At 41.9% G+C, this 23,787-nt stretch carries 23 protein-coding genes and 1 riboswitch; of the genes, 11 read left to right on the top strand and 12 right to left on the bottom strand.

Translation table 11 applies throughout. From position 1 onward, the window contains the following. Positions 1-30: 30 nt before the first annotated feature. Positions 31-1,132, bottom strand: a protein-coding gene (gene prfB, locus AS141_RS05680; RefSeq protein ID WP_157243395.1) for a peptide chain release factor 2 whose coding sequence is annotated in 2 segments (ribosomal slippage) — positions 31-1,071 and positions 1,073-1,132 — 1,101 coding nt in all. Because the reading frame shifts where the segments join, the coding sequence is not laid out codon by codon here. Between the two features lie 66 nt (positions 1,133-1,198). Next, positions 1,199-1,705, bottom strand: a complete 507-nt coding sequence (locus tag AS141_RS05675; protein ID WP_057936650.1) for a hypothetical protein — start codon at positions 1,703-1,705, stop codon at positions 1,199-1,201. Positions 1,706-2,134: 429 nt separating this feature from the next. On the opposite strand from AS141_RS05675, the gene AS141_RS05670 reads away from it, so the two are divergent. After that, positions 2,135-2,521, top strand: coding sequence for a GreA/GreB family elongation factor (locus tag AS141_RS05670; protein ID WP_057936773.1), 387 nt, complete (start codon positions 2,135-2,137; stop codon positions 2,519-2,521). A gap of 53 nt (positions 2,522-2,574) precedes the next feature. On the opposite strand, the gene AS141_RS05665 is transcribed toward AS141_RS05670, so the two are convergent. The 8 genes from AS141_RS05665 to AS141_RS05630 all read right to left on the bottom strand — a co-directional run bounded on the left by AS141_RS05665 (position 2,575) and on the right by AS141_RS05630 (position 10,730). Continuing rightward, a complete protein-coding gene (locus AS141_RS05665) occupies positions 2,575-3,642 on the bottom strand; it encodes a branched-chain amino acid aminotransferase (protein ID WP_057936649.1) in 1,068 nt (355 codons plus the stop codon). Between the two features lie 41 nt (positions 3,643-3,683). Further along, positions 3,684-4,232, bottom strand: coding sequence for a cob(I)yrinic acid a,c-diamide adenosyltransferase (locus tag AS141_RS05660; RefSeq protein WP_057936648.1), 549 nt, complete (start codon positions 4,230-4,232; stop codon positions 3,684-3,686). A 61-nt stretch (positions 4,233-4,293) separates the two neighbouring features. Beyond that, the gene (locus tag AS141_RS05655) at positions 4,294-5,010 is read right to left on the bottom strand and encodes an ABC transporter ATP-binding protein (RefSeq protein WP_057936647.1); all 717 of its coding nucleotides are present in this window, start codon (positions 5,008-5,010) and stop codon (positions 4,294-4,296) included. A 75-nt stretch (positions 5,011-5,085) separates the two neighbouring features. Further along, entirely contained in the window at positions 5,086-7,860 is a 2,775-nt protein-coding gene (locus AS141_RS05650; protein WP_157243394.1) for a tetratricopeptide repeat protein, read from the bottom strand. 17 nt (positions 7,861-7,877) lie between these two features. Continuing rightward, a complete protein-coding gene (gene gatC, locus AS141_RS05645; RefSeq protein WP_057936645.1) occupies positions 7,878-8,165 on the bottom strand; it encodes an Asp-tRNA(Asn)/Glu-tRNA(Gln) amidotransferase subunit GatC in 288 nt (95 codons plus the stop codon). 88 nt (positions 8,166-8,253) lie between these two features. Further along, positions 8,254-8,985 (bottom strand): lysophospholipid acyltransferase family protein, encoded by a 732-nt coding sequence (locus AS141_RS05640; RefSeq protein WP_057936644.1) that lies wholly within the window; start codon positions 8,983-8,985, stop codon positions 8,254-8,256. Beyond that, on the bottom strand, positions 8,978-9,352 hold the full coding sequence (locus tag AS141_RS05635; RefSeq protein ID WP_057936643.1) for a globin domain-containing protein: 375 nt from the start codon (positions 9,350-9,352) through the stop codon (positions 8,978-8,980). The genes AS141_RS05640 and AS141_RS05635 overlap by 8 nt, the downstream gene beginning before the upstream one ends. A 22-nt stretch (positions 9,353-9,374) precedes the next feature. Beyond that, a complete protein-coding gene (locus tag AS141_RS05630) occupies positions 9,375-10,730 on the bottom strand; it encodes an NfeD family protein (protein ID WP_057936642.1) in 1,356 nt (451 codons plus the stop codon). 251 nt (positions 10,731-10,981) lie between these two features. Between AS141_RS05630 and AS141_RS05625 the strand changes: the two genes are divergently transcribed. The 3 genes from AS141_RS05625 to AS141_RS05615 all read left to right on the top strand — a co-directional run bounded on the left by AS141_RS05625 (position 10,982) and on the right by AS141_RS05615 (position 13,679). Then, positions 10,982-12,139, top strand: a complete 1,158-nt coding sequence (locus AS141_RS05625; protein ID WP_057936641.1) for a DPBB and LysM peptidoglycan-binding domain-containing protein — start codon at positions 10,982-10,984, stop codon at positions 12,137-12,139. A 218-nt stretch (positions 12,140-12,357) separates the two neighbouring features. Continuing rightward, on the top strand, positions 12,358-12,912 hold the full coding sequence (locus tag AS141_RS05620; RefSeq protein ID WP_057936640.1) for a hypothetical protein: 555 nt from the start codon (positions 12,358-12,360) through the stop codon (positions 12,910-12,912). Next, positions 12,912-13,679 carry a TIGR02757 family protein gene (locus AS141_RS05615; RefSeq protein WP_057936639.1) on the top strand — a complete coding sequence of 256 codons (768 nt, stop codon included), beginning with the start codon at positions 12,912-12,914 and terminating at the stop codon, positions 13,677-13,679. The genes AS141_RS05620 and AS141_RS05615 overlap by 1 nt, the downstream gene beginning before the upstream one ends. A 10-nt stretch (positions 13,680-13,689) precedes the next feature. Here AS141_RS05615 and aceK read toward each other — a convergent pair whose 3' ends face one another. Further along, a complete protein-coding gene (gene aceK / locus AS141_RS05610) occupies positions 13,690-15,417 on the bottom strand; it encodes a bifunctional isocitrate dehydrogenase kinase/phosphatase (protein WP_057936638.1) in 1,728 nt (575 codons plus the stop codon). Between the two features lie 316 nt (positions 15,418-15,733). Between aceK and AS141_RS05605 the strand changes: the two genes are divergently transcribed. The 4 genes from AS141_RS05605 to AS141_RS05590 are packed head-to-tail and all read left to right on the top strand — an operon-like array spanning position 15,734 to position 18,609. Beyond that, entirely contained in the window at positions 15,734-16,429 is a 696-nt protein-coding gene (locus AS141_RS05605) for a hypothetical protein (protein ID WP_057936637.1), read from the top strand. Next, on the top strand, positions 16,419-17,057 hold the full coding sequence (locus AS141_RS05600; RefSeq protein ID WP_057936636.1) for an NUDIX hydrolase: 639 nt from the start codon (positions 16,419-16,421) through the stop codon (positions 17,055-17,057). Before AS141_RS05605 ends, AS141_RS05600 begins: the two co-directional genes overlap by 11 nt. A gap of 56 nt (positions 17,058-17,113) precedes the next feature. Further along, the gene (locus tag AS141_RS05595; protein ID WP_057936635.1) at positions 17,114-18,367 is read left to right on the top strand and encodes a DUF819 family protein; all 1,254 of its coding nucleotides are present in this window, start codon (positions 17,114-17,116) and stop codon (positions 18,365-18,367) included. Further along, complete coding sequence (locus AS141_RS05590) at positions 18,367-18,609, top strand: (2Fe-2S) ferredoxin domain-containing protein (RefSeq protein WP_057936634.1); 243 nt, start codon at positions 18,367-18,369, stop codon at positions 18,607-18,609. The genes AS141_RS05595 and AS141_RS05590 overlap by 1 nt, the downstream gene beginning before the upstream one ends. A 17-nt stretch (positions 18,610-18,626) precedes the next feature. Here the strand turns inward: AS141_RS05590 and AS141_RS05585 are convergent, their stop codons facing one another. After that, positions 18,627-18,947: a YbjQ family protein gene (locus AS141_RS05585; protein ID WP_057936633.1), complete on the bottom strand. Its 321-nt coding sequence runs from the start codon at positions 18,945-18,947 to the stop codon at positions 18,627-18,629. 218 nt (positions 18,948-19,165) lie between these two features. Here AS141_RS05585 and AS141_RS05580 point away from each other — a divergent pair, with 218 nt between their 5' ends. The 3 genes from AS141_RS05580 (at position 19,166) to AS141_RS05570 (ending at position 23,785) form a co-directional block, all read left to right on the top strand. Then, a complete protein-coding gene (locus tag AS141_RS05580) occupies positions 19,166-21,094 on the top strand; it encodes a PAS domain-containing hybrid sensor histidine kinase/response regulator (RefSeq protein WP_057936632.1) in 1,929 nt (642 codons plus the stop codon). A 67-nt stretch (positions 21,095-21,161) separates the two neighbouring features. Then, on the top strand, positions 21,162-22,478 hold the full coding sequence (locus AS141_RS05575) for a hypothetical protein (RefSeq protein WP_057936631.1): 1,317 nt from the start codon (positions 21,162-21,164) through the stop codon (positions 22,476-22,478). Positions 22,479-22,568: 90 nt separating this feature from the next. After that, positions 22,569-22,667: riboswitch (SAM riboswitch) on the top strand. Positions 22,668-22,732: 65 nt separating this feature from the next. Continuing rightward, positions 22,733-23,785 (top strand): homocysteine S-methyltransferase family protein, encoded by a 1,053-nt coding sequence (locus tag AS141_RS05570; RefSeq protein WP_057936630.1) that lies wholly within the window; start codon positions 22,733-22,735, stop codon positions 23,783-23,785. Positions 23,786-23,787: the final 2 nt, after the last annotated feature.

The following is a 23,787-nucleotide window of genomic DNA, read 5'->3' as shown; positions in this document are numbered from 1 at the left end:
AAAGGCCGGGATTATTCCCAGCCTTCTGTATTAGTCTTTGTTTGCCTGCTCTTCGCTTTGCGCTAAAAGAAAGGCTTTCATAAACTCATTTAATCCTCCGTCTAAGACATGTTGGGTGTCAGAGGTTTCATATCCGGTCCGGTTATCTTTCACCAGCTTGTAAGGGTGGAGTACATAGTTTCGGATCTGCGAACCAAAATCCACACGCATCTTGGAAGATTCGATCTTTGCGATTTCTGCATTTCTCTTTTCCAGTTCCATCTGAAACAAACGCGATTTCAGCATTTGCATTGCCTTTTCCCGGTTCGCTAGCTGAGAGCGTTCGATCTGACAAACCACCACGATTCCCGTCGGCTTGTGGGTCAGCTGAACTTTAGTTTCCACTTTGTTTACGTTCTGTCCACCGGCACCGCCTGATCTGGAAGTATGCAGTTCAACATCAGCCGGATTGATTTCAATCTCGATCGAATCATCCACTTCCGGATAGGCATAGACCGAAGCAAAAGAAGTGTGCCTTCTTCCACCTGAATCAAAAGGAGATATACGCACTAAGCGGTGAACACCCGTTTCAGATTTCAAAAATCCATAGGCAAGGGGTCCTTCAAATTCCAGTGTACAGGATTTGATACCGGCAACCTCTCCAGGTTGCATATCGACTTCCCTCACTTTGTATCCGTTTTTCTCCCCCCACATGATATACATCCGCATGAGGATGGAGGCCCAGTCATTGCTTTCTGTCCCTCCGGCTCCGGGATTGATTTCCAATACAGCATTCAGCTGATCCTCTTCCGAAGAGAGCATCTTTTTGAGTTCCAGCTCCTGTACCTCAGCCTCAGCCTTAATGTACTCAGCTTTGATTTCTTCTTCAGAAACCTCATCTGCGCTGTAGAACTCAAACAAAACATCGAGATCCTCGATTACCTTATTAAGGTGTTCAAATGCACTGGTCCAGGCTTTCCGGGCCTGGATCTGCTTCATGCTTTTTTCCGCTTCTACTGGATCATTCCAAAAGTCGGGTTGGGCCGATACGGCCTCTAAGTCTTCTATTTCGGCAATCTTACGATCGTAGTCAAAGATACCTCCTCAAAGCCGATGTGCGGGCTTTCAAGTCTTTCAGTTGTTCTGAAGTCATCTGTCTAGGTTAAAATTTAGGCTGCAAAAGTCCGAAAAAATATCTGCTTATACCAGTAATCGTCCATTAATCCATTCTCATTTGTATAAGCTGGATTTTATTCCGTCCTGAATTCTTGAATGTTTTGTATCGTATGGGCAGCATGGCAACCCCAGCTCCCAGCAAAATCCCTGAAGCCAGCCCTACACCACTGTCTATGGAGAATTCATTGCTGTGGTAGATACTGTTGATGGACTCCGCGCCCAATAGTATAATACCTGCACTCAGTGTCAGCACATTCAAAGCTCTTAGTGTGCTGTTTCTGCGGTCCTTATTCCGAATATCGATCTCGGTTATACTCTCGGGAGACAGAATGTTTTCCCTGAGGTAAATGTAATTTTGATCTATACTCTGGATAACATCCGTTACGAAATAATCTATTTTTGTGCTTTTATAGGTTATTTCCTCACCAGGGTAATAGCGGATCTGGGACTTTTGCTTTGTCCCTCTTTTAAGAATAATAAAATCTGTCCCTTGGGCAAAGGAGGGCAGCGATGCTATGAAAAGCAGAAAAATGACTACTAGGTTTTTCATTACCCTAAATAAAAACAAATTTGAAAGTTTTCTCTCTTACACTTGTTAAATCTTTAAAGATTATATGATTTTTAACGCTACTTACGGCTATAACCTGGAAAGTTTTTATGTTTCTTAAATCTAAACCCTAGTGGGCCAGATTCGTAAAACCAATTTCAACACCTCGGTAGGTAGTGAATTTATTCCATAGTAATCACAGGCAATTTCCATAAAATTGTTTCAAACGCTGTCACATATCCTTCAATTCATTTTTCCTGCAGTCCCCGCAGAAAGACCGGATAGTTGTGCGCTTTGCCAAAAGAATAAAGCCTTTATTCTACAGCCCTCGGTGATTTCCAGTATTACGTAAGCAGGGCAATTTTCCCAGATTTCTTATCCTCATTACCCGGACATTAGTTGCTCGGGATCATTTATTTATTTCTAAAAACCATGAAGCCAATACTCACAAAAACAGACTATAACACGATTAAGGAATTGATTGTCAACACGCCTTCTCACTTGATTACCAAGGAGATCTCTATGCTTGCAAAAGAGATAGAACTAGCCAAAAAAATACCTGATACCAAAATTGAACCTCAAGTAATCCGTATTAATTCGTATTTCGAGGTACAGGATGTAGCGTCGGGAAAACTGTTGAACTTTCAGTTGACTTTACCAAAGAATGCGGATCTGGAGAAAAAGAAACTTTCTATACTTTCTCCTTTAGGAGTTGCTCTTATAGGGTTTCAGGAAGGAATGGAGATAGAATGGGTTATGCCCGGAGGATTGAAAAAACTAAAAATTCTAAGCGTGCGCACCCATGTGCATGCAGACTAAAAAAAGGCTGTCTACATTGTAGACAGCCTTTTTTTAATTCAGGTAGGTGTTTTTTAGATCGAAATAATCCATCCGTGTGGATCGGATACTTGACCATATTTTATTCCATCTAGTTCTGCCAGCACTCGGTATGAAAATGCATCCTTTGATTTCGCAGGAAGTATGAAGTCTTTGCCGTTTACATTAATTCGCTGTATATGAGCGATAGTGGCAGCAGTACCGGTACCAAAGGCTTCCTCCAGCGTACCATCTATCAGGGCTGTCTCCAGTTCTGACACGGTCAAAAACCTTTCTTCTAACGGTTCATTCCAATCTTTGGCCAGTTGTATCACAGAATCCCTGGTAATCCCTTTGAGAATGGTTCCAGTATCGGTTGGGGCAGTGATTAATTTCCCATTGATTTTGAACATGACATTCATAGTCCCGCTCTCCTCAATTTTACTATGGCTCCTTCCATCAGTCCATAGAAGTTGGTCATAACCAGCCTTTTGAGCTTGACGCGCAGGGTAAAGCGAAGCGGCATAATTCCCAGCGGTTTTGGCTGCACCAGTTCCACCTTCAGTGGCTCGCGTAAACGTAGTTTCTACTTTTACACTGACAGGTTTATTGTAGTAATTACCTACCGGGCAGGTAAGAATGATGAATTTATACGTGTCAGAAGGCTTTACGCCGATGTAATCGTCTGTTGCAAACATAAATGGTCTTACATACAGAGATGCACCCTTTGCTGTAGGCACCCAGTCTCTGTCCAGATCTATCAGCTGACTAAGACCCTCCATGAAAATCTCTTCGGGAAGATCCGGCATACACATTCTCTCTGCCGATTCATTAAGTCTGTTCCAATTTGCATCAGCACGAAAAACCAATATTTTCCCCGCTTCATTTCTGTAAGCTTTCATGCCTTCAAAAATAGACTGCCCATAATGAAGCGTCGCATTGGCCGGGTTCAGGCTAAGAGGTCCATATGGCTCAATCCTGAGATCCCTCCATTCACCATCTCTGTAATCTGCCACAAACATGTGGTCACTGATGGTACGTCCAAAAACCAGGTTGGAAAAATCTGTTTCCGCTAATCTAGAGTTCTGAACTTTAGTTATCGGTAGGGCAAGTTGTGTCTTCATTTGTTTTGCCTTTAATCTGGCTGAGCCAAGGTAGCTAATTATTATTTTCTGGGATTCCAGGTTACTTCATCTACATTAAGTTCTTGGGCCATTTTTCTGCTCAGAACAAAAAGGTAATCTGAAAGCCTGTTTAAGTATTGGATGACTAATTCGGATACTACTTCCATAGCTGCCAGTTCGGTCACAATTCTTTCACATCTTCTGCAAACTGTCCTGGCCAGATGACCAAAAGAGACGGATGGATGTCCACCAGGAAGTATGAAAGATGTAAGAGGGACAAGGGGCTTTTCCATTTCATCGATTTGCTTTTCTAGCATTTTGATGTCAGATTCCAGCAAATCAGGTTTTTTTACATTTTGCTTGGCAGGATCGGTGGCTAAATCTGCTCCGATAGTGAAAAGCCTATCTTGGATTTCTTTGAGGATTTCTGTTCTCATCCAGTTCACCTCCTGATCCCGTAACATTCCAATATACGAATTAAGCTCGTCTACAGTGCCGTATGCATCGATCCGTACATCAAATTTAGGAACTCGCGTGCCTCCTAGAAGTGAGGTTTGGCCCTCGTCACCGGTTTTGGTATAGATTTTCATCTCTTTGCCCTTGATTCTCTTAGGACAAAAATAAGAATCTATTTGAAATTATAAGGTGTGATTAGACATGCATTGCTATTCCACGTGTAGGATTCGGATTAATTGTGTCCGTTTCCACCAATCCATCCCGCAATCTTACTATTCTATGTGCGTAATGGGCGATGTCATCTTCGTGGGTTACCATGATGATCGTGTTTCCTTTTGCGTGCAATTCGTGAAAAAGCTCCATGATATCATAAGAGGTCTTTGAGTCCAGGTTACCTGTAGGCTCATCGGCTAGAATGATACTTGGCGTATTTACCAAGGCTCTGGCAATGGCAACACGCTGGCGCTGACCTCCGGAAAGTTCATTTGGACGGTGCTTGGTCCTGTCTCCAAGTCCCACATTTGTCAATGCCTGAAAAGCAATCTCTTCTCTGTCCGATTTGCTCATGCCTGCATAAACCAAAGGAAGTGCTACATTTTCCAAACAACTGGCCCGAGGTAATAGATTAAAGGTCTGAAACACAAAGCCGATTTCCTTGTTTCTGATTTCGGCCAATTCATTTTCAGTCATGTCCGATACATCCTTGTTGTTCAGAATATATGTACCGGAAGTAGGTGTGTCTAGACAGCCAATGATATTCATCAAGGTGGATTTACCCGAACCGGAAGGCCCCATGAAAGCCACGTATTCCCCTTTATCTACTGAAATGGATATAGACTTAAGCGCTTGAATAATTTCAACGCCCATTTTGTATGTCTTGTTGATCTGGTGAGTCTCTATAATTTTCGTCATGGTTGGGGATTTGTTAAAGTTACCGAATTGGGCTGGGAAATATAATTCTGCCTACACAAAAAACGTTAATAGGAATCAATAGTTCAAGTCCTGAAGCCTTTCAATCTCTTCCTGGCTAATCCAATTTTTTAAAAGTTCCAAAGATTCGTCTGCATAATTATCAAGACCTGTTTGCCTTGCAGCCTTTATTTTTTTGATCCAAAGTATGGGGTCACTGTTGAATTCGGTAGCAGTATTTAAAATTTTATATTGATCTAATGGATCAGTTTTTAGTTCTAATTCACTAATAATCAGTGGACTAAGGTATGGATTAGCTGTCAGTTCATCACTTGCTTTAATCCAGGAAATGAAAGCATTTACTGATTTTTTATTCTTAAGGTCAGGATTGGTTACAAAGGTGTTAAGCTTTTCGTGCGGCCCTATTTTATAAGAAATTAATTTTTCTAACTCTTGTAAATCTGCTTTGGTTAGCCCATGTGCCTTGTAGGCGATCAGGCGAATTGCTATGTCCGTTTTCAACTCACTGTCGGGAAGTGCCCGCCATTGGGACAGCGTGTTTTGGGGGCTTAATTGGTGAAATTGACCTATGATTTTCAAATAAGCCGAAACAGTACTGTCTTCACCATAGATGTAATCAGGTAGAGCTACCCCGTATTTTTCACGGATTTCCACAGCTTTATCAGGCATTCCTGCCAGTCCAAAAATACTCCAGTGATGTGTGTCAAATCCTTGGAATCCTTTTTCTTCAGCTGCTATAAATTCTTTTGCAGCTTTACGAAAATCCAGATTTTGGGCCAAAATATTACCCGAAAGATGAAGGTAATATCCTGCATCTTTCGGGTTTCTAAATGCTAGGCCATTGAGGTTCTTCACAGCTTCCGAAACCCTTCCCGCAGCTAGACTTCGAATTACGGCAGTTTCCTGAAGTGACATTAGGTAGGTTGTCATTTCAGGTTTTTGTCCCAAGCTATCCAAAAATTTTAAATCCTCACTTGGATCATTTCTATTGATCTCAGACATCAGGTTTCTCCATCCTGCATTGATAAGCATCGGCGAGTTTTCAGACTGCAATTTCTCCTTAATCGATTGGACCAATTCGGCTGATGGTATATTTGCCAGGGCATTTGATGTTGCTAATTCATTGAGTTGCCTAATCAAACCAGATGTTAGGTTTGGATTGGGGTCCGGTTGACCAAGTTTTGTTTTTAAGGCAATAAGATTGGAGGCCAAGACGGTATTACTGGCATTTCCTGTAGCATTGATCAATTTCAGTCCTTCCTCAGACCTGTTGACCTTCGTATAGAGTAAACTCAGATTATTGATCAGGTGAGGTTCATTTGGAAACTGTGACAGCCCGCTTTCCAGGTAATAGATGGCTTCGAAAACGTTGTTTTCCTGATGTAGCCTATCGCTTAACAATAAGATATTATCCACCTGTGGTGCTTCGGCAAAGCTTTCTTCCAAATGCTGTTTTGCCAGAGTAGGCTGCTTGAGATCCAGTAATAGTTGAGCTGTAAGAAATTTGGCTTTGGGATTTTTCCGATAGCGCATCCACGCATTTTCATATAAAATACTTGCCTCTAGCTTCTTGTCGGTTTGGTAGTAATAGTCCGCCAGGATGTTGCTGGTCATGGCGTTGGCCTGAACACCGACAATTCCTCCGGTATAAGTTGTGATAACTAGAATTATAATTAACCCACCCAATCTAATGTGATAATAGGCAATAGAATATGGCTTGAACAGGATTTTTTCGATAGCCTTGCCTGAGTTCATGAGGGACATGAAGTTGGCCAATAGATAAACAATGAAAAATAAGGAAAAACCAAGTTGGGAATAGACAAGGAGATGTTTGAAAAACTCCTCTGCAGGTTGGTTTCCCGATAGTTTGAGTTTCCATACGAGCCATAGTCCCAATCCCCAACCAACTAAATGAAGGGCTTTGATGACTGTTGGGGTTGAAACCAGCTGATCGCTTTGATTTACTTTTTCTGCAATTGAAATCCATCCAAAAAAACCAAGGGGCAAAAGTAGGAATAGGGGAGAGAATACCGGAAACGGGATGTTTAACTCCCCCTGTAAGTCTAGAAGAATAAAAAAAAGAGACCCCAAGTAGATAAGGGCTATAAGTAAAATTTGAACAGTGATATTCAGGTTAAGATTTCGATTGGCTCTAGCGAGTAAAATGTAAATTCCCGAAAGCATTCCGTGCCCGTTCCAGAATACCCAGGCGAGTGCAAGCCCAAAGCCAATGGTCAATGTATGCTCGGCCAGATACATTTCAGGACTGGGGATTGGGCTCAGTGTGATAAGTAGTGCTAAAGCTGAGAACGTAACTGTAAAGAAAAACAGCCATCTGATCATCGGCGGAATTGCTTGGCCCCAAAGATAAAAATAGATCAAAGGAATCAGTGTCCCAGCCAAAATGATGATCAGGGCGTAATTGGAACTCGGGCCTCCTATGTTTAATCCGTTTAAATTACTAAATGTGAGCAGCACGATCCAGACTACACTTCCAACAATGAAGAACACTTTTTTAAATTCGGTAAGTAAAGTCAGAACAGAAACGACTCCAAGCCAGATGATAACGGCATAAAGAAGTGATTCGCTTCTATGGATTTCCGGCGCAAGGGCTTTAAACTCCTGAAAAATAAGGTAGTTATCTACATTTATGGGGAAGGAAATAGGCCCTATTTGAATCCAGTCAAACGGGATGGCGATCGTATCCAGAAAAGCCCCAGCTCGTATATTGACATAAGGCTGTGGATCAAAAATCAGGTAATACAGCGCAAAAGTCCCCCCTGAGAAAATAAATAGGAGGGCTATAATTTTAAATAGAAGGGAGTTTTTCAATGTGTTTTTCAAAAGAACTATTCCAATACTTTCGGCACGCGGAAATAGTCAGCGTCTCTTTCCGGGGCATTTTTTAGTCCGGACTCGTGATCCAGCTGATGACCGACTTTGTCCTCTCGCATATCGTTCACTTCTGACGACATTGTAGTCAGCGGAGCTACATTTTCGGTATCAATTTCATTTAACTGCTCCACCCAGTCGAGGATTTGACTCATGTCCCTTGACATTTTCTCGGCACTGCTTTCATCAAATTCCAGTCTGGCCAAATGAGCGATTTTTCGGATTGAATTGGCGTCTATTTTCATTTTTTTATAATTTGTCTTTTAAAGGCCATATGGAATCTCGCGCGTTGTATAATCATGCCAGTGTGTGACTCTTGAATCATGCTCGATTTCATAGTATGGAATTGTCTGCGAAGAGTTGATCTTGAATCACCTGAAAACATTTTTCCAATAAAGCTCTTTCAGAATCGTAGATTTCGGGGAGCAGCGGGTTGTGAAGAACCATCTTTGCTGGTTTCCAGTGGAGCAGCAATTTCCCGTCGTCGGGTAAAATTAGATGATTATAGGATAAAGTGACAGGGATAATCGGGATTTGTTTTTCTTTTGCCATGCGGAATGCCCCATTTTTGAATGGAATCATCTCAGGAGGATTTCTGGTGAAAATCCCCCCCTCTGGAAAAATGATCACTGAACTTCCGCTTTGTAGTGCCTGATCAGCATGTTTCATCGTTTCTGCCCTGCTTTTCAACCGGTCTCTGTCAACAGCGATATGCAGCTTTTTGAAATAATAGCCAAAAAGAGGCGCTTTACGGATAGAGGCTTTCCCCACGAAAAGTACATCACCGGGAATAAGTCCCATCATGGCAATGTCCAGGTAACTGAAGTGGTTTGCGATATATATATAAGATTTTCCTTTCTCTATAGCTGCGCTTTTGTGCATACTTACTGGAAGGAAAATACTGATGAAATAGCCTCTTGCCCAGTAGCGATTGATTTTGCGACCATATTTTTTACAACCCGGAATCCAGATGCAGATCAAGATAAAGGGGAAGATCAGTAGGAAGCTTAGAATGAAAATCAGGCCCGCATAAATTGAATACAGCCTTGCAAACACATTACCCATGGTTGATCATGTGATTTGCTGCTTTGACAAAATAGCCTATCATCACCTGACGGATATTCGGCTCCAGGCCAAGCTGATCCAGCGCAACGAGCATCGCGTTCATCCAATGGTCACGCATGTCAGCATCAATTTCCCATTTTGCATGGCGCATTCTTAGACGTGGATGGCCACGCTGTTCGGAATAAGTCTCCGGGCCACCAAATACCTGAAGTAAAAACATAGACAGACGCTCTTCAGCTGGGGCCAAATCTTCGGGGTATAGTTTTTTGAGATGCTTATTTTTAGCAACTTCCTGATAGAAAAGCTTAGCAAGCAAGCGGATATATTCTTCGCCGATCAGGTCATATATCGTCTGAGAGGAATTCATGGCGCAAACTTACCAATTTCTATCAACCCTCCCATTTTTTCACTTTCAGTGAAGTGCCTTCAGTGGATATGACGATGATTTTTTCCCCCTGGTCAATAAATTCACCTCTGGAATAAGCATCATAGATATCTCCGTCTATTTCAATTTTTCCACTTGGCCTTAGTCTTGAATGGACCACTCCTGTTTTGCCTTTGAGCGAATCTGCATAGAATGTGGACGTATAGCCTTCGCTTCTTTGCTGGGTTGAGGATAATGTGATTGTTTTGAATGCACCCCATTCATTGACTTTTGGTGTAAGCCAAAAGACTAGCCCGACGGAGACAATCGCAGCCAATATGACCGTGAGCAAGGCGCTGAAAAGGTCGGCGGCAGGCACAAAGTCAAAATTGAAATTCTGATTTGGGATCATTCCCAGAACCAAGCCTGTTAGAATCCCTATGATTCCCAGTACTCCAAATATACCAAATCCAGGTAGTACAAACAGTTCTACAGCCAGCAGAATAACTCCTATGGCAAAGACTAAAATCTCCCAATTAGCTGTTAGTCCGCTGAGATAATATGGGATAAAATAAAGTAATACAGCTACCAGCGAAGCGAGAATCGGGAAGCCCACACCGGGAGTCTGCAATTCAAAATACAAGCCACCTATAATAACCAAAATTAAAAAACCGCTCACGGCGGGGTTGAGGAAAAAGGCGATTATTTGTTCTATTTGATCCGGTTCATACGCTGTTACCTTGGCAGTTCCAAGCCCCTGGGCAGCGAGAATCGCCTGAATAGAATCAAATTGCCCTTCACAAAAACCATATTTTTCTGCCTCCGAAACAGAGAGCGTAATCACAGAGCCAGCTTCAGAAATACCCTCAATTTCTATTTTCTCATCCACCATCCCCTCAGCTATCCGAGGGTCACGCCCCTGGGCCTCAGCAGTGCTTCTCATCATTGATCGCATATAGGACTGGTATTTGTCTGGGGCAGCTGCTCCATCTGCACCATTTACCACTGTTGCCGCACCGATACTTGCACCCGGTGCCATATAGATACTATCTGCGGCTATGGAAATAAGCGCTCCCGCCGAAGCAGCATCCTTGTTAATAAAAACATAAACAGGAATACCTGAATTAAGAATCAACGTCCTGATTTTATCGGCATCATTTACAGCTCCACCGTAGGTATCCATGTCAATAACTATCAGATCAACCTCGGCTTGTTCGGCTTTCTCCAGAGCCAATTTTACCCTCCGGGTCATGGCAGGGTCTATATCCGTGTCGATTTTGAAAGTGAAAACTTTCTTGTCAATCCCGGTATCCGTTTGTGCCGGAACCAGTTGGGAAGAAAGTACCAGGAAGATTAGAATTAAGCAGAAATAGATTTTCATTGGACGTATACAGGTTCGAATGATAAAAGATACGAAATACGGGTAAAAACTGATTCTTTTCTTTAGAACCTTACAATTTATGAAAGTATTTAGCCTCAGAAATTCCGATTTACCGGACTATTCTTCGATCTTTGCGCGCAATACAGAATCTCGAACTATCCTTACCTTTTCTAGCATAATTCTTGCGCCTCTTCACTTTGGAAATTAATCTTGTATTTCTAATTCGTTTACTCCCAATTCAGTACATTCCTATGAATAACAGCTCACAGTTTTTCTGGTCCTTTCTTCTTGTTTTCTTACTTTCTTCTTCCTTGACAATGGCTTCCGGGTTTATTGCTAGGGATTCTGTAGGAGTTCAGCGTATAGGAGATCAGTCGTATATTTTACACAAGGTAGATCCTAAGGAGACTCTATTTGGGATTTCCCGTCGATATAAATCTCCAGTAGGTGAGATTGTAGAGGCAAATCCGGTTTTGAAGCAAGGATTGAAGATAGGCCAGACGATTAAAGTGCCCTTTGTGTCTATGGCAGAACTTCCTGCGGGGTCTGTATTGCATAATGTAGTTCCTGGCGAAACCCTTTTCTCAATTTCCAAAAAATACGGCGTATCAGTAGAACATGTAATGAAGGAAAATAACCTGAAGGGCAATGACTTAAGTGTAGGCCAATCCTTGATAATTGAACCTGCTGTGCCTATAGCTGTGACAAAGGATCCTGAGCCGATTGTTGCGGTTACTACCACCACCTCATCTAAATCTTCAACTAAAGAGAAGCAAAAACCAGTCAAGAAAACCGAAGAGGCTCCAAAAGAAAAAAGAGAAGCCTCTGCACTGCCTACTAAACAAACAAATCCGGAGGCGGTGGTAAAGACCAGCAAGCCGATGGTTCCCGGTGATTGGAAATCACACACGGTTCAAGTCGGTGAGACGCTCTTTTCTATAGCGAGTCAGTATTCTGCCCGTGTGGAAGATCTGATTACCTGGAATGCACTGACTTCCAATAATCTTCACCAAGGTCAGGTACTCAAAGTAGGTCGGGGGGATATGCAGGAGTCTACTGTACCTGTGATCGGTGATCCGAGAGTAGTGTCAAGTACTGAGGAAATGATGACCGAGCCGGCAGATACCAATACGTCAGGTGGATTCAAAAATATCAAGGAAACAGGCCAGGCTGAACTAATTGAAGGCACTGGAGGGCATAAGAAATACTTGGTTCTTCACAGAACTGCGCCTGTAGGCACCATCATGCGCGTGAAAAATGAAGAAAATGATGTGACAATTTTCGCAAGGGTCGTTGGAACTCTTCCTGAAACAGGAGATAATAGCAAGCTGGTGATCAAACTATCCCAAGCAGCATTTGATCAGCTAAAAGCTGTGAATGGGAGATTTCCCGTAGAAGTGATGTACTAAGGAGTTGGAAGAAGGAGGCAGGAGAATTGGATCTAAGGTTCAGTTTTTACTATAAAATTTTAGTTTTTAGGATTTAGCAATAGCTATCCAGCTTAGCAGCGCTATAAAAAGACCGTCAATCTGACGGTCTTTTTCGGTTTGAACCTATAGTTTGATCCATGGGTTTTAAGGTCAGGTTTTGGTTTCTGAAAAGCCACAGCTAATTTTGCCATCGAGCCATGAATAAAGTCCAACTCATATTCCATCATATTTTTCGATTCATCTGGAATCTGATATTTATCCTATCTTATCCGATTTTGGCAAGCTTTGGTTTGCTGTTTATCGGTGTGACCTATTTATTTTCTTTGCTTTCCAGATTCCTGAACAGACTTCGTCCTGAAGGGAAAAAGGTTGTTCTGAAAGAATCTGAGTGGGAAGATTTGCCTTATTCAGGAGAATTGTTGGAAGCCAAATTGATCAAACACATTGTTTTTGGACCATCTGGATTTAAATTTAGAAGAAAGGACGGTGTGCCGTCTGTCCTCTCTGATTACGTTTTTGGCAAAAAGGTAAGAATACTTGATGAAGGTTTTATTCTGGAAAAATGGAATACCACTGAATCGAAGGATCTTCCCGATTTTGATATCTGTCTGTACAATCCAGACGAAGACTCTCTTCGCTCACTGACTAACATTAAATGCTTTGACTGGCACGTTTCCGAGAAAGTAGATAATGAACTTTGCTTCAAATGGTTCGACGGTACACAGGGCGGTGAAGTTAAAGTTGTTCTCTGATGCATAATCTCCAGGATTTTTTAGATGAGAAAGTCGAACAGTATAACCGTCCCGGCTTTATTGCACTTGATCCTATTTCGATTCCGCATCGATTTTCCAAAAAAGAAGACATAGAGATTTCTGGGTTTTTCGCTGCGATTTTGGCATGGGGACAGCGTAAGACTATACTGAAGAAATGCACGGAACTGTTAGGGATGATGGACAATTCTCCCCATGATTTTTTGCTGAATCATCAAGAGGGTGATTTGAAACCTTTTCTGAACTTTAGGCACCGGACATTCAATGATGTGGATGCACTCTATTTTATCCACTTCCTCAGTTGGTTTTACAAAGAACACAGTTCACTCGAAGAAGCATTCCTGCTTGGCCAAACGGGCAGCGTCAATTCAATGGAGTCTATCCTGACAAGTTTTCAGGACCTTTTCTTTTCCTTGTCAGATTCTCCACCCCGTACCCGCAAGCATATCGCTACACCAAGAAGAAAGTCAGCGTGCAAGCGTATCAATATGTACTTGAGGTGGATGGTGCGAGCTGATGACAGAGGTGTTGACTTCGGCCTATGGAAGAAAATCTCGCCTGCTCAATTGATCTGCCCTTGTGACCTGCATGTGGATAGGGTAGGAAGGAAGCTGGGCCTGATTTCCAGAAAACCAACAGACTGGTTGACAGCATTGGAACTGACTGCAAAACTCCGTGAGTTTGATGCATCCGATCCTGTCAAATATGATTTTGCACTATTTGGTCTTGGAGTAGAAGAGAAATTCTAAGTTGCCTGTCTTAGATTTTTTCATCGGGACGAAAACGGATTTCATCGGGATAAGGGAAGGCATGGATCAGCTCACCAGCTGAAATCCTGGTTTGGATATGCTGCCAGTAAGCCGGATCAAAAAGATTCCGATGGTAAGCAAGAAAATGGTCTTTGATGTCCTTTCTGCCTATCATCCATCGCTTGAAGTCTTCTGGAAAAACGTCATTTTTGGCAATAGAATACCAAGGCTCAGCAGCATAAATCTGCTCATAGGTTTCCGCTTTTGGTTTGGTACGGAAGTTCATATCTGTCAGGAATTCTATTTCATCGTAATCGTAAAAAATAACGCGCTTTTGTCGTGTGAGACCAAAGTTTTTAGTCATCATATCCCCCGGAAATATATTTGCCTGTGCCAATTGGATGATTGCTCTGCCATAATCCTCCGTGGCCCGCACCCCTTCCTCTGTACTACAGTGCTCCAGGAATAAATTTAAAGGTTCCATTCTTCTCTCTGTATATAAGTGCTTGATAATTAAATGGGAATCAGTAATCTTCAAGAGTGAATTGACCGTCTTACGAAGTTCTATCATCAAATCAGAACTAACTCTTTCAATCGGAATTTTGAAGTATTCAAATTCATGTGTATCTGCCATTCTACCCACACGGTCATGCAGTGACACGAGCTTGTATTTCTCACGTACTTCTTGTCTTGTCATAGTTTTTGGGGGCTCAAAGTGATCCTTTATCATTTTGAAAACTATGTTCAGAGATGGCAAAGTGAATACAGTCATCACCATTCCTTTAATCCCGGCTGCCACTTCGAATCGATCATCACTGGCATCCAGATGATGAAGGAAATCCCTGTAAAACAGTGTTTTTCCGTGTTTATTAAATCCTATGGCATTGTAGAGTTCATGGATTTTTTTGTGGGGAATAACCGAGTTGAGAAAACCAACTACTTGGGAAGGCACTTCAGCTTCGACCATAAAATAGGATCGGGTAAAGCTGAACATACTACTCATAAGATTGGGATCAAAGATCAGTGTGTCTACAAATACACCCTTTTCCCCGTGTAGCACAGGAATAATGAAGGGCATCCATTTATGCCCTAAAAATGTTCTTCCGATCAGGTAAGCAGCTTTATTCCTATAAAATACAGATCTTAAAATCTGGGTTTTAGTATCTGGCCCCACGCTGTACCGTGTCAAAATCACCTTTCTGACACCTGCTATCAGAAATTTGATGTCTTGCTCCTTATCCATAAAAGGGGCTCCGAAATCATAGTCATCGAGGATTTGGCGAATGTTCTTTTCCAGGCCAAGGAATGAAGGATAGGTTCTTAAAAGTTCGGCAGACTCTCTGACAGTGCATGAATCAAAGCCCTCCATGACAAACATCAATTCTTCATCTATGGTTAATTTTGGATAGCTTTTCCTGATTACCGAATTGAAAAATGTTTCTGCTAATTCTAAGTCAGGCCTGTTGGCAATCAGCAATTGATAGGCTGACTTTATGTCCTTCCAGCTAGAGGAATCCGTTGTTTTCTCACCCAGCATCTGCGAACATTCAGCAGCCAGCGGGAAGAGAAGATCCTTGTAGAGGCGAAGACGCTGCTTACTATTAAGATGAGTGGCATGCCAGGCTTTTTCACTGAAATATTTTGGAGCCAGCCGGGTGTAGGTATTGAAAAGCTCCATATAGGTGATGAAGCCGCTTTCTATTTTTTTTGCGAGTTGAAATGCCTGCGTAGAAGTCATAAAAGTTCATTCCCCCAAACTTAATGAAAAGCTGCTAGCCTGGACAATTTTTTTTTAATCTTCGCTAAGATATAATTTCATTGATTTCTAAGGGTTTATACTAAAAAAATGTATGGGAAATAAAATTTTGAAAATCTTTCGCAATCGATTGTTTGGAGTATATGAAAACATTTTCTAATTTTCGCAGGTATTCATAAAACGAATATCTACAATAGGTTTAATAGGTTTGAGAGCAGGAAAAGGTTGGGACAATGTTCCAACTTTTTTTGATTTTTAACTGCCTTGGCTTAGCTTAACCTTCTCAATACATACTTCCATGAGGAGCCAAAAAATTACAACTTTATATCTGACCGTTTTTTGCATTGTTTTCCTGTCACTTTATGGTTGTGATAAGAAAGGGGATCAGGCCAATGAGGAAATTAAAAACAGTTCAGTAGATGAAAAAGAATTAACCAGGAATAGGGAACAAATTGATTTGGCCCTAGTTAAAAATAAGACTTGGCAAGCGCATTGGAGCAATGATGTAGGCACGTTTGATGCTTCTCAGTTTGAGTTGATGATGACAGATTCCATTGATCCTATGGAAATGCCTGAGAAAAACCCTATTCTGGAGGGGGATCCTCTTTATCCTTACCAATTATCCCATCCGAGCGGGAATGGCGCAATAGATATTTATAGTTACAAAATAGAGGCCCAAGAATCCATTGAGACTCCATTTTTAAACCCAGACTCAGAGGTAATATGGTATCGTAAGGACGGGATGAGAGAACGTCTGTTATTTATGGGGCCCTCAGGAATGTTTGAAGATGGGATGTGGCTGAGTGAGACTGAATTTATTGTCTTAGGTTATTTTCAGGGAGAAAATGGTTATCGTCCGATGATTTGGCTGATTAATGTAGATACCCATATACTCAGGCAATTCAAATTAAATAAGGTTACAGAATCATATGAGCCACAATCTTATGTCGATGCCAAAATAAAGCAGGTAGATTTAGGACGATATGGAATTTGATAACGTTCTGAGTTTGTTGGAAAAGGGAATGAAACATCCTCTTCCAGGAATAGAGGCACAGCTTTCTATGTCGCCAAACCCGGTGGATAAGAGGAGGTTTGATCCAAAACTTCCTGATAACCATAGAAAAGGCGCTGTCTTAATTTTACTTTACCCCAATCGCAATAAGGCATTTTTTCCCCTGATCAAAAGACCGGTCTATCCTGGAGTCCATAGCGGCCAGATTGCTTTTCCCGGTGGGAAAATGGAAGAAGAAGACGGAGACGAAGTCCAGACAGCTCTTCGTGAGGCCTGGGAGGAAGTGGGGATTCTTCCTGAGCAAGTTAATCTGATTGGTAGCATGAGCCCCTTGTTTATCCCGGCGAGTAATTTTTTAGTAAGCCCTATTTTAGGATATTCAGTGGTGAAGCCTGATTTTGTAGCTCAGGAAAGGGAAGTGGCCAGAATCATTCAAACTGCAGTGAGTGACTTCTATGAACCTAACTTCCGCAAGCAAAAGATTCTGGAGTTCAGCAACAATTTCCGGTTGGATACACCATATTTTGAAGTAGATAAAGAGATGGTCTGGGGTGCTACGGCCATGATTCTAAGCGAATTGCTCCAGATTCTTGAAAATGGCAAGAGCTAGAGTTTGGGCTTTTTGGCCAATTGTTGGTATTGTTGCAGTCGATTATCCTAAATCTAATGGAAGAAAACACCCCTTTGATAACAAATGATGCCGTGGTTTTTGGATTGCTTATGGCAATTTTGGCCGTCATTTTTGCTACTTCAGCCAGTAACAAGCCGTTTTGGAAGAAATTCTATGGTTATGTGCCTACTGTTTTACTTTGTTATTTTATTCCTGCACTGGCCAATTCGTTTGGGTTGATTTCCGGCGAAAGTTCTTCACTCTATACCGTTGCAAGTAGATATTTGCTTCCAGCCTCCTTGGTTCTTTTTACCATTAGTATAGACATTAAAGGGATTTTGAAGCTAGGCCCGAAGGCCATCGTCATGTTCTTGACAGGTACGCTTGGGATTATGCTGGGCGGCCCTTTGGCCCTTTTGACAGTGGGAACACTTTATCCGGAAGTATTAGGTGGATCGGGACCGGATGAAGTCTGGCGTGGGTTATCGACTATAGCCGGATCATGGATAGGCGGGGGAGCAAATCAGACAGCCATGCTTAAAGTCTATGGGCCAAGTCCCGCTTTGTTCAGCCAGATGATCGCAGTGGATGTTTTGGTTGCAAATCTGTGGATGGCCGTGCTTTTGTATTGGGCGGCTAAACCGGAAAAGATTGACAGGATATTCAAAGCTGACAGCACGGCCATTTACCAATTAAGAGATAAGATTGAAAAGCTCAGAGCAGATATCCTGAGGATTCCAAGTCTGTCAGATACCATGATAATTCTTGGTGTAGGATTCGGGATAACAGGATTGTCACATCTCATCGCAGATTATGTGGCTCCTTATATAGGGGAGAATTACCCCGGTCTTGAGCAGTATTCACTCAATTCAGCTTTTTTCTGGATTGTGGTTATTGCCACCACAGGTGGATTGTTGCTCTCTTTTACCAAAGTGAGGAATCTGGAAGGTGCAGGTGCATCGCGCCTGGGAAGTGTCTTGCTTTATGTGTTGATTGCCACTGTGGGGATGCAGATGGATCTGGGAGCTGTATTGGATAATCCGGTATTATTCCTAATTGGAATCGTGTGGATGTTTTTTCATATCCTGATTATGCTTGCCATGGCCTATTTGATCAAAGCACCTTTTTTCTACGTAGCAGTGGGATCCCAGGCAAACGTGGGAGGCGCAGCTTCCGCCCCAATAGTTGCAGCAGCTTTTGATGCATCATTGGCACCGGTTGGCGTACTTTTGGCTGTGTTGGGATATGCGGCAGGTACTTATGGTGCGTATCTTTGTGGGTTAATGATGCAGGCTATTTCAGCAGGGTAATGAAACATTCCAGAAAATTAATATTTGTTTGTAATGGATCCGATTGTAAAAAAGAGGGGGCCAAAAAGCTTTACAAAGAACTGAAAGAATTAACTGATGTGCCACCATTAAAAGGAACCTGCAAATTCATCAAAACTAAGTGTATGGATATGTGCAAAACAGCCCCAAACCTAATAGTGGGGGACCATTTCTGTAAGAGCACAACCGCCGAAAAGGTCATGGCACAAGTAAAAAAGTCCTGAAAATCCAGGACTCTGATTTAGGTTTTTAGCACTTTCACTGCTGTGCCACTGGCTGTGACCATCAGCATTCCATCCCGGATGGTTTCATAGTCCAGGTCAATTCCAATTATGGCATTTGCGCCGAAAGCTCTCGCCTGCATTTCCATTTCAGCCATGGCGGTTGCTTTGGCTTCACGTAGTACACGCTCATATGCTGAAGATCGCCCGCCTACAATGTCAGTGATACTTGCGAAAAAATCTTTAAAGACGTTGGCACCTATAATTGTTTCTCCGGATACAATCCCTAGGTACTGCTCCACACTGTAGCCATCAAGTGTGTTTGTGGTTGTTACTATCATCGTAATTAATTAATAGATTTAAAGTAGCCGATACTATCAGGTCACGAATATACTTACTAAAAGGTTTGTGAAAAAATCAAGATTATTTTTGGTTAACAGAAATTAAACTTTCATTAAGAGGGATTTTTCGTTATTCAATCTTATTATTTATGATATTTGTTTTGAATAATGACCCCAAACTTCTGGTCCCTATTCGGATTTTTTGGCAACTGTAGCGTATGAATCAATTTAAGCAATTTGATATTTCTGATGTATTCAATGAGGTTAATGACCCTTTGTTCATCATCGAATCTGAAGAAGTACTATTTTTCAATAAGTTCTTTATCCGGAATTTCCTTCCGGTTCCTGATTTATGGAGAGATACAATCCAAGAAAAAGAGATAGTAAATTCACTGGACAACTTTTTTGAAACCGGGGAAATCCCCAATAATACCTTCTTAAAGTGCCTCAGACCTAAAGTAAATGAGGGAAAGGATTATGAATGGTCATTTACTAACCTTCCTTCGACTTATTGCGAAAGATTTCTAATCGTCAGAGGTCAAGATATAAAGTCCATTGCGGAAAAGTACCTGAGTGGGCAAGCAAAAGAGAAACTACTAAAATCTGAGCAGAAGTATAGGACCCTGGTAGAGGAATCTACAGAAATTATTTTCTCGCTGTCCGACACATTTGAACTGGATTATGTTTCTCCAAACGTCAAGCAGTTTTTGGGTTATGGAGCTGAAGAAGTGATGGGTACGAGCATTTTCAATTACCTGAACCCAGTTGACATAGATGTATTTCGCACAATGGTCATAGATGTTGGCAATTTCTTGGAGGAAAACCAATACCTGGAATTCCGGGTGAAGGATAGAAACGGAGAATATAGAGTATTCAGTTCCAATGGGCGAATGGTGCATGATCGGAATGCAAGCCGACGGTTTTATATAGGGGTTGCCCGGGATATTACCCAATTAAATCAAACCCAAAAAGATTTGCACCAGGCAAAGGAAAAAGCCGAGCAGGCATCACTGGCAAAGTCCCAATTCCTTTCTGTCATGAGTCATGAGATTAGAACGCCGATGAATGTGGTGATCGGGATGGCCCATTTGCTGATGGAAGATCACCCAAGACCTGATCAGTTGGAAAACCTGAGGACACTTCAGTTTTCTGCCGAGAATCTAATGGTTTTAATAAATGACATACTGGACTTCAGTAAAATTGATTCAGGAAAAATAGAACTGGAGCGTAATCCATTTGATTTAAAGGTCTTAATGAATCGGATAGTAAACTCTTATAGTTTTCAGGGAAAGGAAAAGGGGTTGAAAATACATGCTGAAATTGACGAGAAAATCCCGCAAAATCTTCTTGGTGATTCGATCCGGATAAGCCAGATCGTCAACAATTTACTATCTAATTCGCTCAAATTTACTGAGAAAGGAGAAATCAAATCTGTTTTGCAGCTAGTGAAGGCAGATGGGAATGAATATGAAATAAAATTTAGGATTGAGGATACAGGAATCGGAATACCTGAGGAGAAGATGGTTTCTATTTTTGAAGCATTTACCCAGGCTTCATCCTCTACTACCCGAAAATTTGGGGGTACAGGACTAGGATTAGCGATTGTAAAAAGACTGGTAGACCTGCATGGCTCGAAAATACAAGTAACTTCTACGGTGAATGAGGGGACGGTTTTCGAGTTTATACTGAAGTTTGCAGGTGTTGAAGAAAAAGTTTTGGATCATACAGGACAACTAAAATCCAAGAAGAAATCCTTACAGAATGCATCAATACTAGTAGCGGAAGACAATCCCGTAAATCAAGTATTGATTGGGAAATTCCTAAAGAAGTGGAATGCGGGAAAGGTTATGGTTGTTTCAGATGGGCAACAAGCAATTGACGAGTTGGAGCGGGGAGACTTTGATTTAGTACTCTTAGATATACAGATGCCGGTGCTGGATGGGTTTTCGGTAGCAAAATGGATTCGTGAAAACAAAGATTCTAATAAGGCAAAAATCCCCATTTTAATTCTTTCTGCTGCATCCTACCATGAAATCAAAGATGAAATCGTAAATCTGGGAATTGATGATTTTGTGGAAAAACCATTCACACCCGAAGGCTTATATTCAAAATTAACGGGACATCTTAATTCAAAAGATATAGGCTGATACTGGTTTAGCATTAAATTTGCCTATCAGTTTCGGGTTCGCCCAGCTTACTTCAAATAGATCATTCATGCCCCTTTTTAATAGATTCATACTACTGCTTTTTGTTTTTTTTAGTGTAGGAGAAGTTGGGGCGCAGCAATTGATGACCAAGCGGTCTACTTTCTATTCGTTGATAGGAACCTCGGGGGGAAAACTCAACCAGTTTGACCAAATGCTGGCCGAACGTGGACTCACTGGCTTACGTAATAGATACCAGACAATTGGATTAGGTTATCAGGCCAGAATCAATGATTTCATGATTGGCTTGGATGTCCTTCATAATAGAGGCGGTGTGAGCGAGTTCGACGGTTATAGGATGAATTACCGCACTTCCAGAGCTTTATTCAACATTGGTTATGCATTTACTGAGGAGTCGCGCTTCCAGCTGATCCATTATATGTCTTTAGGAGTGGGGTTTCTCAACTTCCAAATGCTCCCTTCTGATCATCCGGATGATTTAGAAGCATTTTTGGCTAATCCGGAACAGGGATTTGTGCTTAGAAAAAGAGATATACAAAAAGGAACGCAATATTATGGCAATTTCCTTACAGAAATTGGTTTTCAGCTGAGCTATGATTTTGATCTGCCCGGGAGGCCAGAAGCTTTCCAGATTATCTCAAAAATGGGATATTCGTTCAGCCCGTTGGCCGGTAAATGGAATATGAACGGAATCTCATTTGACAATGCCCAAAGCGGGGCTTTCATCAGAATAGGCGCCGGGATTTCCCTGCCTGACCGAAATTTCTTCTACAAGGATGCCAGCATTGGTGTTTCATTAATCAGAGGCGTTCATTTCACTACGGCAAAAGAATTCAATACCAAGTTAGAAGATGCTGGTCTAAATCCTTTAAAGGGGACCCCGTCCAATTGGGGGGTAAGGATCCTGGGAGACACAGATCGGATGCTATATGGTGCAGAGCTTTATAATCTTGCTTTGAAAGGAAACGCTACTAGTGAAAAGACCCACTCGTTAAATAGCCTGAGAGTATATGGAAATGTGGGCTATAATTTTATTGAATATAGAAATTTTGGATTGGGTGCATTGGCAGGGCTTGGTTTTGGCAATATTCGCTATAGTCTATTGCAGAACGGGAAGCCCGATTTTCCTGAGCTATTTGAACAGCGGGAATTTGATGGGTATTTGAAAAACAATGGACTGATGCTGAAGCCGGAAATCTTTGCTGAATACGGTGTTCCCATGACAAAACGTAAGCTGTTTGACCTCGTGTTTACCGCGGCAGCTGGATATGAAGTGCCTATGGCCAATTACAAGCTTGGGGATTTTAGTATGTCAAGTTTCATGGCGGGACCCTATTTAAGTTTTGGAGTTGGAGTGAGACCCTAAATTTTATCATTTGACAATGCGATTGAGGATTTTGTAAATCCTTTTAAGTAATTCTCCTGTTTTATTGTCAAAATGCTATTAACTTTGACATGCTTATCGAGAAAGACTGAGGGAAGGGCCCAACGACGTCTTAGCAACCTGTAGCCAAGGTGCTAACTCCCATCCCGATTTATCGGGAACAGATGAGCGGACCAGTACTTTGTACTTTTCTCCGTGTTTTGCTCGATAAGCTTTTTGATCAACGAAAAATCAGTATGCAAAACAGAACGGAATCCCTACTTCAACAACTTTCTCAGAGAATTTTGATACTCGATGGAGCCATGGGGACCATGATCCAACGATATACATTGACTGAGGAGGATTTTCGCACACCCGAACTGGCTTCTCATCCTAAATCATTAAAAGGGAACAACGACTTGTTGTCCCTCAGCAAACCTCAGATCATCAAGGATATTCATGCTGAATACTTCAAAGCGGGAGCGGATATTATAGAAACCAATACTTTCTCTGCTACTTCCATAGCCCAGGCAGACTATGAGCTTTCTCATTTGGCCTATACCATAAATTTTGAATCAGCGAAGCTTGCCAGGGAAGTAGCTGACGAATTCACAGGCAAGGATCCTGGGAAACCCCGCTTCGTAGCAGGAGCTATTGGCCCGACAAACAGGACTGCATCACTTTCTCCAGACGTAAATGATCCTGGATACCGTGCGGTCACTTTTGATCAGTTGGCAGAAGCCTATGCTGAGCAGGTAAGAGGTTTGTTAGACGGTGGAGCTGATATTATTCTGGTTGAAACAATTTTTGATACGCTGAATGCCAAAGCAGCATTGTATGCCATTCAGGATGTGTACGAGGAAAGAGCTATACCATTGGAGCCAAAGGATGGGGGGATCCCGATAATGATTTCCGGGACAATCACGGATGCATCCGGAAGAACACTTTCCGGACAGACTACGGAAGCATTTTTGATTTCAGTATCCCATGTACCTTTACTTTCAGTAGGATTGAATTGTGCATTGGGAGCCAAGGAATTGAGACCCTATTTGAAAGTGCTTGCGAATAAAGCACCATTCTTTGTGAGTGCTTATCCTAATGCAGGTCTGCCAAATGAATTTGGGCAATATGATCAGGGAGCTAATGAAATGGCAGATCAGGTCAGAGACTTTTTGAAAGAAGGAATGCTCAATATTTTGGGAGGATGCTGTGGCACTACGCCTGAACATATTTCAGCACTGGCGCATATGGCCACCAATTATCAGCCTAGAAAATTACAAGAAGAAGAATTAGAAGAAACGTCGGATTGAGA

This window comes from Algoriphagus resistens (genome assembly GCF_001442615.1).
Taxonomy (GTDB): Bacteria; Bacteroidota; Bacteroidia; order Cytophagales; family Cyclobacteriaceae; genus Algoriphagus; species Algoriphagus resistens.
The sequence above is the reverse complement of the archived record's forward strand: the minus strand, read 5'-3'. Positions and strand labels throughout refer to the sequence as shown.

Excerpts from the sequence above, each read along its gene's own strand:
- AS141_RS05675 (WP_057936650.1), bottom strand. The coding sequence starts at position 1,705 with ATGAAAAACCTAGTAGTCATTTTTCTGCTTTTCATAGCATCGCTGCCC.
- AS141_RS05670 (WP_057936773.1), top strand. The coding sequence starts at position 2,135 with ATGAAGCCAATACTCACAAAAACAGACTATAACACGATTAAGGAATTG.
- AS141_RS05665 (WP_057936649.1), bottom strand. The coding sequence starts at position 3,642 with ATGAAGACACAACTTGCCCTACCGATAACTAAAGTTCAGAACTCTAGA.
- AS141_RS05660 (WP_057936648.1), bottom strand. The coding sequence starts at position 4,232 with ATGAAAATCTATACCAAAACCGGTGACGAGGGCCAAACCTCACTTCTA.
- AS141_RS05655 (WP_057936647.1), bottom strand. The coding sequence starts at position 5,010 with ATGACGAAAATTATAGAGACTCACCAGATCAACAAGACATACAAAATG.
- gatC (WP_057936645.1), bottom strand. The coding sequence starts at position 8,165 with ATGAAAATAGACGCCAATTCAATCCGAAAAATCGCTCATTTGGCCAGA.
- AS141_RS05640 (WP_057936644.1), bottom strand. The coding sequence starts at position 8,985 with ATGGGTAATGTGTTTGCAAGGCTGTATTCAATTTATGCGGGCCTGATT.
- AS141_RS05635 (WP_057936643.1), bottom strand. The coding sequence starts at position 9,352 with ATGAATTCCTCTCAGACGATATATGACCTGATCGGCGAAGAATATATC.
- AS141_RS05630 (WP_057936642.1), bottom strand. The coding sequence starts at position 10,730 with ATGAAAATCTATTTCTGCTTAATTCTAATCTTCCTGGTACTTTCTTCC.
- AS141_RS05625 (WP_057936641.1), top strand. The coding sequence starts at position 10,982 with ATGAATAACAGCTCACAGTTTTTCTGGTCCTTTCTTCTTGTTTTCTTA.
- AS141_RS05620 (WP_057936640.1), top strand. The coding sequence starts at position 12,358 with ATGAATAAAGTCCAACTCATATTCCATCATATTTTTCGATTCATCTGG.
- AS141_RS05615 (WP_057936639.1), top strand. The coding sequence starts at position 12,912 with ATGCATAATCTCCAGGATTTTTTAGATGAGAAAGTCGAACAGTATAAC.
- aceK (WP_057936638.1), bottom strand. The coding sequence starts at position 15,417 with ATGACTTCTACGCAGGCATTTCAACTCGCAAAAAAAATAGAAAGCGGC.
- AS141_RS05605 (WP_057936637.1), top strand. The coding sequence starts at position 15,734 with ATGAGGAGCCAAAAAATTACAACTTTATATCTGACCGTTTTTTGCATT.
- AS141_RS05600 (WP_057936636.1), top strand. The coding sequence starts at position 16,419 with ATGGAATTTGATAACGTTCTGAGTTTGTTGGAAAAGGGAATGAAACAT.
- AS141_RS05595 (WP_057936635.1), top strand. The coding sequence starts at position 17,114 with ATGGAAGAAAACACCCCTTTGATAACAAATGATGCCGTGGTTTTTGGA.
- AS141_RS05590 (WP_057936634.1), top strand. The coding sequence starts at position 18,367 with ATGAAACATTCCAGAAAATTAATATTTGTTTGTAATGGATCCGATTGT.
- AS141_RS05585 (WP_057936633.1), bottom strand. The coding sequence starts at position 18,947 with ATGATAGTAACAACCACAAACACACTTGATGGCTACAGTGTGGAGCAG.
- AS141_RS05580 (WP_057936632.1), top strand. The coding sequence starts at position 19,166 with ATGAATCAATTTAAGCAATTTGATATTTCTGATGTATTCAATGAGGTT.
- AS141_RS05575 (WP_057936631.1), top strand. The coding sequence starts at position 21,162 with ATGCCCCTTTTTAATAGATTCATACTACTGCTTTTTGTTTTTTTTAGT.
- AS141_RS05570 (WP_057936630.1), top strand. The coding sequence starts at position 22,733 with ATGCAAAACAGAACGGAATCCCTACTTCAACAACTTTCTCAGAGAATT.